Origin of the sequence: Pedobacter sp. Bi27 (genome assembly GCF_918698255.1) — a bacterium.
Classification (GTDB): domain Bacteria; phylum Bacteroidota; class Bacteroidia; order Sphingobacteriales; family Sphingobacteriaceae; genus Pedobacter.
Window position 1 is genome coordinate 261,229 of sequence record NZ_CAKKMW010000002.1, and the last position, 12,160, is coordinate 273,388.

At 39.5% G+C, this 12,160-nt stretch carries 9 protein-coding genes and 1 riboswitch; of the genes, 4 read left to right on the top strand and 5 right to left on the bottom strand.

Annotated features, from left to right (window positions below; translation table 11 throughout):
• Positions 1 to 83: 83 nt before the first annotated feature.
• The 3 genes from LQ227_RS06430 (at position 84) to LQ227_RS06440 (ending at position 5,753) form a co-directional block, all read left to right on the top strand.
• Positions 84 to 1,424, top strand: coding sequence for a TolC family protein (locus LQ227_RS06430; protein ID WP_230148763.1), 1,341 nt, complete (start codon positions 84 to 86; stop codon positions 1,422 to 1,424).
• 2 nt (positions 1,425 to 1,426) lie between these two features.
• Positions 1,427 to 2,494 (top strand): efflux RND transporter periplasmic adaptor subunit, encoded by a 1,068-nt coding sequence (locus LQ227_RS06435; protein ID WP_230142020.1) that lies wholly within the window; start codon positions 1,427 to 1,429, stop codon positions 2,492 to 2,494.
• Positions 2,495 to 2,558: 64 nt separating this feature from the next.
• Positions 2,559 to 5,753, top strand: a complete 3,195-nt coding sequence (locus tag LQ227_RS06440) for an efflux RND transporter permease subunit (RefSeq protein WP_230142021.1) — start codon at positions 2,559 to 2,561, stop codon at positions 5,751 to 5,753.
• Here the strand turns inward: LQ227_RS06440 and LQ227_RS06445 are convergent.
• Positions 5,750 to 6,037, bottom strand: coding sequence for a hypothetical protein (locus LQ227_RS06445; RefSeq protein WP_230142022.1), 288 nt, complete (start codon positions 6,035 to 6,037; stop codon positions 5,750 to 5,752). The two genes, LQ227_RS06440 and LQ227_RS06445, sit on opposite strands and share 4 nt — an antisense overlap.
• A 78-nt stretch (positions 6,038 to 6,115) precedes the next feature.
• Here LQ227_RS06445 and LQ227_RS06450 point away from each other — a divergent pair, with 78 nt between their 5' ends.
• Positions 6,116 to 6,919 carry a hypothetical protein gene (locus LQ227_RS06450; RefSeq protein WP_230148765.1) on the top strand — a complete coding sequence of 268 codons (804 nt, stop codon included), beginning with the start codon at positions 6,116 to 6,118 and terminating at the stop codon, positions 6,917 to 6,919.
• Between the two features lie 386 nt (positions 6,920 to 7,305).
• On the opposite strand, the gene LQ227_RS06455 is transcribed toward LQ227_RS06450, so the two are convergent.
• From LQ227_RS06455 to LQ227_RS06470, 4 genes are all read right to left on the bottom strand, one after another.
• Positions 7,306 to 8,511, bottom strand: coding sequence for an MFS transporter (locus LQ227_RS06455; RefSeq protein ID WP_230142025.1), 1,206 nt, complete (start codon positions 8,509 to 8,511; stop codon positions 7,306 to 7,308).
• Between the two features lie 110 nt (positions 8,512 to 8,621).
• On the bottom strand, positions 8,622 to 9,275 hold the full coding sequence (locus LQ227_RS06460) for a TenA family protein (RefSeq protein ID WP_230142028.1): 654 nt from the start codon (positions 9,273 to 9,275) through the stop codon (positions 8,622 to 8,624).
• Positions 9,272 to 10,090, bottom strand: a complete 819-nt coding sequence (gene thiD, locus LQ227_RS06465) for a bifunctional hydroxymethylpyrimidine kinase/phosphomethylpyrimidine kinase (RefSeq protein ID WP_230142031.1) — start codon at positions 10,088 to 10,090, stop codon at positions 9,272 to 9,274. Before thiD ends, LQ227_RS06460 begins: the two co-directional genes overlap by 4 nt.
• Before the next feature lie 67 nt (positions 10,091 to 10,157).
• Positions 10,158 to 10,334: riboswitch (TPP riboswitch) on the bottom strand.
• A gap of 169 nt (positions 10,335 to 10,503) precedes the next feature.
• On the bottom strand, positions 10,504 to 12,051 hold the full coding sequence (locus tag LQ227_RS06470) for a choice-of-anchor I family protein (RefSeq protein WP_230148768.1): 1,548 nt from the start codon (positions 12,049 to 12,051) through the stop codon (positions 10,504 to 10,506).
• Between the last annotated feature and the right edge of the window lie 109 nt (positions 12,052 to 12,160).

Here is a 12,160-nt window from a genome sequence, read left to right on the forward strand (position 1 = left end):
CGGCCGCAACAATGATAAAGCGATTGTAAACAGGCCACAAATTTTAAATAGATAAGAACCCAAAAACAAAAAAACAATACATTATGCTTAGAGTAAAAATGGTAAGGTTAATGCTCATACTGCTAATCGGCACGGTTTTACCGCAGCTGGTGCTTGCACAGCAGCAAGTTACCTTAAAAGATGCGCTAACCTATGCGCTCCAAAACAACACCAAGATTCGAAACTCGAAATTGGATATTGAAGGCGGAAGATACAAGGTAGAGGAAGTTAGGGCACAGGCCTTGCCTCAAATTACAGGAAATGTCGGTTTAACTTATAACCCTATTATCGGCCAGCTGGTTGCTAATTTCGGCGGACAGACACAGGCGATCAAATTAGGCCAGAACTGGAATTCGACTGCAGGTGTTCAGCTTTCGCAACAATTATTCAATCAACAGGTTTTTACTGGCTTACAGGCTGCGCGATCGAGTGAGGAATATTACAACCTTACTTCAAAATTAACAGAAGAGCAGATTATCGAGCTGGTGGCCAACAATTACTACCAGGTTTTGGTAAACAGGCAACAGTTAAACGTAATTGATACCAATATTAAAAACGTTAAAATTGTAGAAAAAATTGTTTCCAACCAGTTTAAAAATGGTTTAGCCAGAAAAATCGATGTTGACAGGATCAATGTAAACTTAACTAATCTGAATACACAACGTGAGCAGGTGATTAATGCCATTACCCAATTGGAGAATCAGTTAAAATTCTCGATGGGTATGCCGGTTTCTACGCCGATCAGCTTACCATTTACTGAATTAACAGAGGTAACTACTTTACCTGTATTTACAGACTCTATCGATCTGGCAAACAGAACAGAGGTTAAACTTTTGGATAATCAGGATAAACTTTTATCACTGCAAAGAAAGGCATACGTTGCCGAATATTATCCATCATTGGCTTTAACGGGTAATTATACCTACTCGAGCCAAAGTGATGGTTTCGATTTCCTAAAGTCTAATGCTGCTGCAATCGGATATGGCGCATCGGCCGTTGGTCTGACTTTAAAAGTGCCAATTTTCAATGGTTTTTTAACACGTTCAAAAATCCGCCAGGCAGATGTGGATATTAAGAAAGCACGAGAGAGCAGAAAAGAATCTGTAAACTCGTTAAATCTGGCTTATGAGAATGCAAAAATCCAATTGCGAAACAACATCAATACCATTAAATCGCAACGTAAAAATGCGGATTTGGCGCAGGAAATCTACAAAAGCACACAAAACAATTATAACAATGGCTTAGCTTCTTTAACCGATCTTCTGGATACAGAAAATGCACTTACTGAGGCACAGAACAGCTATACACAGGCTTTATTGAATTACAAAATAGCCGAAATACAATTAATCAAATCAAACGGGAATATTAAATCGCTAGTACAATAGAAATGAAAAGAGTAATTACCATAATTATCGTAGTTGTTGTTGCCCTTGGTGCAATAGCTTATGTTTTAAGCAACAATAAAAAGAAGAACGAAGAAAAAACTGCTTTCATTGCTAAAGGTGGTGGCGCTGTTGCCGTTCGGGTTGCTCAGGTGGAGAGAAAAGCTGTGAATTTAGATTTTAGTGCAAACGGAAACTTTATCCCTAAACAAGAACTTAACTTCTTATCAGAAAATGCAGGTCGTGTTACGGCTATCTATGTTGATGAAGGTGACCGCGTAAGCAAGGGCCAGGTTTTGGCACGCGTTGATGCAGAAATTATCAATACAGACAGAGAAACTGCTGAGGCCACTTACCAGAATGCAGTAAGAGATGAGGCCAGATACCAAAGCTCATTCTCAACTGGTGGTGTTACGCAACAACAGTTAGATCAAGCTAAATTGGCTACAAAAAATGCAAAACTGCGTTTACAGGCTTCACAAAGAAGATTAAGTGATGCCAACATCAAATCGCCTATCAATGGTATCGTAAACAAAAGATACATCGAAGTTGGTGCTTTTGTAAATACCCAGGGCACTCAATTGTTCGAACTGGTTGATGTTTCTAAATTGAAATTAAAAGTAAACGTTAACGAATCGCAGGTTGCCAATCTTAAAATCGGCGATCAGATCGAGATCAAATCTTCGGTTTTCCCAACTGATAATTTCTCCGGAAAAGTAACTTTCATCGCTGCTAAAGCCGATGCAACATTAAATTTCCCTATTGAAATTGAAGTAGAGAACAGTCACAAAAACACTTTAAAAGCCGGTATGTACGGAACTGCAATATTCAAGTTCCCTAAACAGGCGCCAAGCATTCTTATTCCACGTACTTCATTTGTAGGTAGTGTAAGCAGCAATCAGGTTTTTGTATTGGATAAATCTAACAACACCTCTAAAATCCGTAATGTAGTAGCTGGCCGTATTTTAGGAGACAATGTTGAAATTCTTGATGGCTTAAAAGAAGGTGAAACTGTAATCACCAGCGGGCAGATTAACTTAACTGAGGGTACAGCAGTTAGTATCGTAAAATAAGTTAGAGGGGATTTTTCGGCTTTAAAACGCGATACGCCAGTCGCAAAACGCAATACTAATTAAAATGAAGATAACAGACATATCTATAAAAAGGCCTTCGCTGGTTATTGTGGTATTTACCGCACTTACTTTGCTTGGGCTACTAAGTTACTTTTCGTTGGGTTATGAATTACTTCCAAAATTCTCTAACAACGTAGTATCTATTTCAACCATCTACCCTGGTGCTTCACCAAATGAGGTTGAAAATACCGTAACCAAAAAGATTGAGGATGCGGTATCATCAATGGAAAACATCAAGAAAATCAACTCTGTATCGTTTGAGAGTTTATCTACAGTTACCATCACCTTAACTGATGCGGCAAACATCGATATTTCCTTAAATGATGCACAAAGAAAGGTAAATGCTATTCTTTCTGATCTGCCTGAGGATGTAAAAACGCCGTCATTAAGTAAATTCTCTTTGGATGATTTACCGGTAATTACCATGTCGGCATCAGCCAATATGGATGATATTACCTTTTACGATTTAATTGATAAACGTATTGCTCCGGTAATTTCGAGGGTGAGCGGTATCGCACAGGTTAACTTAGTTGGTGGTTCGGAACGCGAAATTCAGGTATCGTTAGATGCGGATAAATTACAAGGTTACAACCTTTCAGTTCCGCAGGTACAGCAATTAATTTTAAGTTCCAACTTAGATTTCCCTACAGGAAGTGTTAAAACCCAAAACCAGGATGTATTGATCCGTTTATCGGGTAAATACAGAAGTATGGAAGAGTTGAGAAACCTGGTTTTAACAACGACTAAAGATGGTGCACAGATCCGTTTAGGTGATGTTGCCGACGTTCAGGATTCGCAAAAAGAAACTGAAAAACTGGCACGTATCGATCGTAAAGCATCTATCGCCATCCAGATCATTAAACAAAGTGATGCAAATGCGGTAGAAGTGAGTAAAGGTGTACATGCCATTATTGCAAAACTTAAAACTGAATACGCAGCAAATAAATTAGACATCAGAATTGTTAACGATAGTTCGATCTTTACCTTAGAATCAGCTGATGCAGTAATCCACGATTTAATCCTGGCGGTTATTTTGGTGGCTTTCGTAATGCTTTTCTTCTTGCACAGTTTGCGTAACGCGTTAATTGTAATGGTATCGATTCCGGTTTCATTAATCGCTACGTTTATCGGGATCAGCTTGTTCGGTTTTACCTTAAACTTAATGTCGTTACTAGGTCTGTCACTCGTGGTAGGTATCCTGGTGGATGATGCGATTGTGGTACTGGAAAATATCCAGCGACACATGGAGATGGGTAAGAACAAAGTAAGAGCAGCATCTGATGCAACAAGAGAGATTGGTTTTACCGTAGTATCGATCACTTTCGTAATTGTGGTAGTGTTCTTCCCGATTGCAGTAAGTACGGGTTTGGTATCGAACATCTTACGTCAGTTCTGTATTGTGGTAATTATCGCAACGTTACTTTCGTTAGTAGCTTCATTTACCATTGTACCACTTATCTTCTCTCGTTTTGGTAAGTTAGAACGTATTGAAGGTAAAAACCTATTTGGCCGTTTCATTCTTTGGTTCGAGAAACAGTTAAAGAAATTTACCCTTTGGATTACCAGCATTTTAACATGGTCGTTAAACCATAAAGCTTTAACATTAGTTATGGTTGTGGTGATGTTCTTAAGTTCATGCGGTTTACTGGTAGGTGGTTTTATCGGATCGGAATTCTTCCCTAAATCAGATAAGGGTGAGTTCCTGGTGCAGTTAGAGTTACCAAAAGATGCTTCTTTAGAGCAAACCAACTTTTTAACACAAAAAGCTGAGGCTTTCTTGGATAAACAACCAGAAATTACACAGTTAATTACTACAGTTGGACAATCGACCGGTGATTTCGGTGGTACACAGGCTACAGCCTATAAATCGGAGATTAATGTTAAGCTGGTTGAACGCGATGAGCGTAAAGGTGTTTCTTCAGATATTTTTGCCACTAAAATGAGCCGTGCACTGGCTAAAGAATTAATTGGAGCAAAAGTTAAAACCGTTCCGATCAGTATTTTGGGTATTGCAGAAAACGCACCGATCCAATTGGTGGTAATGGGTTCTGATTTAGATAGTGCTTTGAAGTATGCTGAAGGTGCTCAAAAAGTGCTTGCGGCTATCCCTGGAGCTACAGAGATTAAATTATCAGTAGAAAAAGGAACGCCTGAGATTAACGTTCAGGTAGACCGCGATAAGATGTCGGCCGTTGGCTTAACTTTACAAACTGTAGGCTCAACCATGCAGACTGCTTTTGCGGGTAATACCGACGGTAAATACCGTAAAGGTGAATACGAGTACGATATCAATATTCAGTATCAAAACTTCAATCGCCAGAATATTGATGACGTGCGTAACCTGATTTTTGTAAACAGCGATGGTAAACAGATCAAGTTATCACAGTTTGCAACCATTACAGAAGGTTCAGGTCCGAGTCAGTTGGAGCGTTTAAACAAATCTACTTCAGTATCAGTTAAGGCACAGTCAATCGGTAGACCAACAGGAACCGTAGTTGCTGAGTTCCAGGCGAAACTGGAAGAGCTGCAAAAAAACGGCAAACTGAAAGCCCCAATTGGCGTAAGTTATAGCTGGGCGGGTGATCAGGAAAATCAGAGCGAAGGTTTTGGTACTTTGGGTATCGCTTTATTGGCTTCGATTATTTTGGTTTACCTGATTATGGTTGCGCTTTACGATAGTTTTATCTATCCGTTAGTGGTAATGTTTTCGCTGCCTTTAGCGGTAATCGGAGCATTGTTAGCTTTAGCTTTAACCAATAACTCAATCGGTATCTTCACCATTTTAGGTTTGATTATGTTAATGGGTCTGGTAGCGAAAAACGCGATTATCCTGGTCGATTTTACCAACCACTTAAAAGCTGAAGGTAAAGAGACTAAAGAAGCGCTTGTATTGGCCAACCACGCACGTTTACGTCCAATTTTAATGACCACCATCGCCATGGTATTTGGTATGCTTCCAATTGCATTGGCAAGCGGTGCAGGTGCCGAATGGAAAAATGGTTTGGCCTGGGTTATTGTTGGTGGATTAACCAGTTCGTTATTCTTAACCTTAATTGTGGTGCCAGTAGTATACTTAATATTCGACAGAATGTTAGAACGTTTAGGCTTTAACAAAAAAGGAAAAACAATCGATGAGTTAATGGTAGAACCATACAAACACAAAGATGTAAACGAATACGATTTAGATCACGGACATTAATAAACATCCAGATTAACAATCAATTTAGCCCCGATCCCAAAATCGGGGCTTTTTTGTGGATTTTGTTTTAGCAACGGAAGCACAGAAAACACGGAAAATTTGTCCGCAAACGGGTACCCCAATCCGCAGCCATGGTTCGTGTCCGCGCGAACCATTTCTTTTTTGTCACGGAACGCGGAGGCATGGAAAATTATGCCTAATGAGTCGCCCATCAATTTTGCCAACCCAATACCTTCGCCATAATTGTGTGCGCTACGAACCATTTTATTTTTCACTTGCTGCATTTAGAAATTTTGATGCCCAGATAATTATACAATGTTGTCTTCAAACAAATTATGTAGCAACATTGTATATTAGGGATTATGTTTAAACTCATTCTAAGTCTGTTCCTGATCTGTTCTACCCTTCTGGTTAATGCCCAACACCCGCCTGTTTTCCCGGCGATGACTACTGATTCGAGCTTCGTTAAGGTTTCAAACTTAGATATCACGCTGGTAAAATACAGTTATAAACCTAATGGCATTAAATTTTTAGTTGTACATGATAATGAAGATACTGGCGTAAAAGCAGGTTTTGATTATATCCGCTGGAGCGGTGGCGAGCTCATCGACAGTCAATATGGCGGTGTAAGAGATTATTATTTCACCTATATGGATGATCAATATCGTATAGACCCCAATGCCATTTATACCGAGGTAGGTGTAAAAACAAGGTTAAAAAAAGACTTTTTCAGCTCTAACGAAGTTGAAAAAGCAATACTTAATGCAGGCAAACAAATTGTCGATTTTTACGATCCAAAAGCCACAGGTTATTTTTTAACCTTGCATAACAATGCCGATGGTGGTTTTGGCATTTCTTCTTATTTACCAGGTTACGATTTAGCCAGCACTGCCGATTCGGTTTACATCAACTTTCAGATGGATGGCGATGATCTTGTTTACGTAACCGAAGCAAGGTTGTTCAGCAGCTTAAAAAAGGCCAATGTGAACGTAATTCTTCAATCTAAATTTGTTTCTAATGATGGCTCGCTTTCGGTTTATGCCATGCAAAATAATATTCCTTATATTAATGTTGAGGTACAACACGGGCATCTGGACGAAAATTTAAGATTAATTGAGCTCGCTATTGCCGCCTTAAAAGAACATGGATTGGTGAAGAAAGAGTAGATTATTAAGCATTTTCATAGCTGCCCTTACTAAATTTGATATTTATGTACAGGTAGCGTGCTCCAAATGAAATAATGGTTTTAAAATTAGGAAATGATTGGCCTGTGGTTCTTGGAGGACAACAGTCCCGCTTTCCACTACAAGTCCTCGCTACGCTATGGGCTTTTCATTGCAATCGGGTTTAGGAACAAAGGCTGGTGCACCTTGCAACCCGACAAATGAAATGCTGTCGTGGCCAACTAGCCCCGGTTGAAGCGTTACCCTGCAGCAACGAGGTACGAGGAAGCAAAGCGTATAAGCGTAAAACGGGAAGACATTTACTGTTTTGCAGGGCCTTGCGCTCCAAATGATAAAAATATTTCTAACAGTTAAGTTAATCCCTAATATTAGTTTATTGCTTTTATTTTTGTGATCAGAAAAGTAATCAGCAAACCGAACACAGAAATGATTGCAAAAGAATAACGCAGGCTGGACAGTTGCGAAATATAACCAATTAATGGTGGGCCAAACAAAAAGGCAAAATAACCGATACTCGAAACCATGGTTATGGCTTTACCAGCGGGTACTTTTTTATTGTTACCAGCTATGCTATATACCATTGGTACAATACTCGAAACGCCCAAGCCGATAAGCATAAAACCAAAAATAGCAACAATTAGGTTTGGAAATATTACGGCAAGCGCCATCCCTATCGATATAATGGCACCACTGATCTGAAGAAGGTTTTTCCGCCCGAATTTACCGATTAAAAACACCCCTAAAAACCTTCCGCTGGCCATCATAAACATGAACGATGCATAACCAATAATCGCTTTATTATGAGGCAATTTCACCACATCTTCAAAATAAATGGCACTCCAATCGAACATGGTACCTTCGGTGGCCATACTGCAAAAGGCGATAACGCCTAGCAACACTAAAATACCTTGAGGCATGGTGAAAAACTTTGCCTTTTCCATCACGGCATCAGGTTTATTATAGTTAAGCAACTTTTTCCCGTTAAGCGCAACATTGCTTAAGGATATCAGTGCAATGATCCAAAAATGGGTGTACATGCCTAATTTTAGGTTAACCAGCCCCAGGGCAATTAAAGCTCCCGTTAAATTACCAATACTCCAAGCCCCATGGAAAGAACTCATAATGGGTTTGCCGTAATAATTTTCACCTGCGACCCCTTGAGTATTTAAAGCGATATTACAAAGGTTTCCGGTTATACCAAACAGCACCAAAAAAGCAGCCAACTGCCAACCAGTTGTGGCTAGTGCTAAAAAAGTTAATGCAATTGCATAAAGTGGCGCAGTTGCCCTTAGCATTTTCTTACTGCCAAAATGAGTGGTCAATTTCGCCGAAAAAAACATTGTTATAATCTGCCCCGCAGGTAATGCAAAGAGAATAGAGCCTAATTCTGCATCGTTTAGGCCCATAGAAGCTTTAAAAGTTGGAATCCTACTGGCCCAACTCGCAAAGCACACCCCTTGCATAAAATAAAAGGCAGATATTGCAAATCGTACTTGTTTCGGAGAGCTTTGCGCTAATACAGGTTTATCTTCTTGTTTACTTAAAATTCCCTGTTCTTGCGTACTTTCTTCCAAAATGATGTTTTAAATTATAGATTGAATTGCAAAGTTCTTTAAATCTATTGGAAATACCGACAAGTTTTTAACATTTTATCAAAGAATTTAGAGCACACAGGGTTAAAATATTAAACTTTCCATTTTTCCAGTTCATAAGCACTATCCCAGAACATCCATTCTAAACGGGTTGCCATTTCGAAAGCATCCAGCATTTTTTGTTGGGTTGCTATATTTGACTGGGCTGCCAGTTGATCGGTAATATCGATCGCTTTTTCTACTGCAGCAGCAAACTCAACGCCTGCATACATATCGATCCACCTTTTGTAAGGATTTTCATCGCCATCTTGTTGTGCAAAAATATGATTGCCAACGGCTTTATAAATCCAAAAACATGGTAAAACAGCTGCTACTGCAATTTCTACATTGGCATAGGCAGCCTGACTAAGAATATAATTGGTATACAAAAGTGTAGATGGTGTGGGTCGCACCTCGCTAGCTAAACCAAATTCTACAAAATAACTTTCATGTAAACTACGCTCAGCGAAAATTGCACCTGTAGAAAACCCGGCAAAGGCCATCACCAAATCTGCATCCTGCATGCGGCTACTAATGTTACTTAAGGTTCTGCCAAACTCCAAAAGGTAGTAGGCATCTTGTGCCAAATAAAAGATAAATTTTTCTATTGGCAAAGTGCCGTTGCCCAATTCAGTGTTAAAAGGCATTGCTAAAATTTTGCCATAAATGGGTTTAACCCTTTCCCAGGCCTGTGCACTCCACTTCATTGTACAATTAGTTTTAAAGGTTCGAAAAAGTGGTTTAATGGCCCATTGCCCTTGCCAGTTTTTGCCTCGCTACCAGCTTGTAACGCTTGACTAATATAGTTTTTTGCACTTTTAATTGCGATAAGCAAAGCGTTACCCTTAGCCATTTCGGCAGCGATGGCCGAAGAAAGTGTACAACCTGTTCCATGTAGATTTTTAGAAGAAATAAAAGCACTTTCCAATATAACAGGTGCATCGTTTCCTGAGATAAAAACATCGTAAATGATTGGGCCGATTAAATGTCCGCCTTTTATTAAAACGGCTTTTGCACCCTTTTTAATGATTTTTCTACCCGCCGCAATCATGCCATCGAGATTATGGATCTCCTGCCCTGAAAGGATAATGGCCTCGTCTATATTTGGGGTAACCAATGTCACCAAGGGGAATAATTTTTCAACTAACTGGGTAACGGTATCAGCTTCGATTAACCGATCGCCACTGGTGGCCACCATAACAGGATCTAAAATAACGGGAACATCTTGATTATAGTTTTTTAATTCCTTTTCGATTACCTGCACTACTTCAGCACGGTTGATCATGCCGATTTTAATGGCTACTGGCGCTATATCTCCCAATACTGCCTGTAACTGATCTTTAATCATTTCTGCCGGGATGCCATGCACCGACCGCACACCCATTGTATTTTGTGCCGTTACAGCTGTGATTACCGAGGTGCCAAAACAGCCCAAAGCAGAAAAGGTTTTTAAATCGGCCTGGATGCCCGCACCACCTCCACTATCTGAGCCGGCTATTGTTAATACATTAATATAATTCATTGCTTAAAGACTTCATTTTGTTGTACAACTTCAGGAGTCTTCAAATGCAGTATGCATTTTGCGCAATTTTTGCAGACAAACTAATTTCCTACGCCGGCATTATCCGGATCAGGTTCATTTGAGGTTGATGGTTGGAGGGTTTTAAGGCTGAAGGAATCACCCTCTACCTTTTTACCTTCTACCTTTAACCTCAAAATGGGTATGTTCTCAGCCAACTTATTTGAAGGCACCCCTAAAGTTTTATTTTGTAGCGCAATATAGGGCTTTTTTTATTCTTCGTTTATATAAAGGAATTATATAAGAAGAGTTGTCAACTTAATAGCGAGAAGCCCATTAAAGTTGGCAACTCAAAAAACAAAAACCCCGATTTTACACCGGGGCTAAACATAATAATTAATAAAGGGATAGAGAGACTATATTTTATCGGGCTGATAGAACCGAACGGTACCATCTCCCTCGTTTGAAACAATCAACAAACTTCTTCCGTTAGGGCTATCTTTTGGCTTAACAAACAGTAAACCTTCAGGGGCATCGCCCGTAGAGAATAGTTGAACAAATTTTGGTGAGGCTGGTATAGTTACATCATAAACAGCAATCATATCTGCACGTTCCATACCAATAAAAGCTAAGGTTTGCCCATTTACCTGTGCAACGGTTACACTTTCAACCTCTACACCTTTATTGTCAGACCGATCATCATCGTATTTACCTGCATCAATTACATGCTGTTCTAAATCTTTACCAATGTTGGCTACCAAAGCTCCAGTATTTGCATTAAGGATGCTCACACTTCTTCCACCTGTTGAGTATAATTCCTGATATACTTTATTAGTACCAACTAAGGTATAACCAACAGTATTTGTTACCGTAAGCCTTCCTAAATTAGCGTCTAACTGTAAGGTTGCAGCGTTCGGGAATTTAGCTGCATCTAATACAAGATCTTTTACGCGCACCTCTTCTTTTGCATCTTTTGGTGTATAATCCTGCCTGGTATCGCCTTCATTGGCCAAGGCCAGATAGGCAGTACCGCCAGCAGTAAAATATGAGATTGCATCTGGCAGGTAAAAAGCCTTGATTGGCCATGTACCTAAAACTTTTTTACTGTCTTTATCGCTTACATCAAAGGCATTATCGGTCAGGCTGATGTCTCTAGTGCCTAAGGGATTGATTTTGGTAATGCTTCCACCAACGATATCTATTTCGGCAACGCCATTGTTCTCCTGTAGAGTAACGTATGCTTTTTTAGAATCAGCGCTTACTGCAATATATTCTGGTTCGATATCTTGTGTAAAACTTGCATTTAAACCATAAATCCTGAAACCACCTGCAAGCAAAGTTGCTTTTTGCGATTCAAAAGCGGCGAAATCTAATGTTTTTACAGCATAGTTGTCTTTGATGTTGATGATCGAAATGGTTCCTTTAGGATCAACGGTATAGGCAAGATTTGGTTCACCTTCGTTAGCCGATAAAATGTAATTTCCATCGGGGCTGAAAGTTACCATATCGGGCATGGCACCAACCGTTATTTTTTTAACCTCTTCTAAAGTTGATGTTTTTAATACCACTACATCACCATTTCCCTGCTTATCTGCACCATCTAAAGCGATTGCTAATAAACCATTACTTACGGCCACGCTATTAATACCAGCGTTATTTGGGTATAATAAGGTTTTTAATTTTGTAACGGTTGGGTATTTACTCATATCAACTACATCAACCTTGGTTCCGCCATCGTTACTCACCACAAATAATTGCTTGGTTAAGGGATCGTAAGCCGAAATTTCTGAAGCAAATTCTCCACCTAAATCAATAGAAGCGGTTTCTTTAAAACTGTCGATTTTTTCAGGAACGATCGCTTCAACAGGGGGATCTACAATCGGATCGTCAGTTGGATCTTTTTTGCAGGCAGTAAATGCCAATGAAGCAATAAGGATTGCACCAAATAGTTTTTTACAGTTCATGGTTTTTTAATATCTGAACCGCAAAAATAGCCGCACATAACGCTAATTTTAGGTGTTGTTTGTTATCATTTCATTAAGAAAATATAAAGACTGAAGGGGAAGAAGTATT

Coding starts and splice junctions, on each gene's coding strand:
- LQ227_RS06450 (WP_230148765.1), top strand. CDS start 6,116: ATGTTTAAACTCATTCTAAGTCTGTTCCTGATCTGTTCTACCCTTCTG.
- LQ227_RS06470 (WP_230148768.1), bottom strand. CDS start 12,051: ATGAACTGTAAAAAACTATTTGGTGCAATCCTTATTGCTTCATTGGCA.
- LQ227_RS06460 (WP_230142028.1), bottom strand. CDS start 9,275: ATGAAGTGGAGTGCACAGGCCTGGGAAAGGGTTAAACCCATTTATGGC.
- thiD (WP_230142031.1), bottom strand. CDS start 10,090: ATGAATTATATTAATGTATTAACAATAGCCGGCTCAGATAGTGGAGGT.
- LQ227_RS06445 (WP_230142022.1), bottom strand. CDS start 6,037: ATGCAGCAAGTGAAAAATAAAATGGTTCGTAGCGCACACAATTATGGC.
- LQ227_RS06435 (WP_230142020.1), top strand. CDS start 1,427: ATGAAAAGAGTAATTACCATAATTATCGTAGTTGTTGTTGCCCTTGGT.
- LQ227_RS06440 (WP_230142021.1), top strand. CDS start 2,559: ATGAAGATAACAGACATATCTATAAAAAGGCCTTCGCTGGTTATTGTG.
- LQ227_RS06430 (WP_230148763.1), top strand. CDS start 84: ATGCTTAGAGTAAAAATGGTAAGGTTAATGCTCATACTGCTAATCGGC.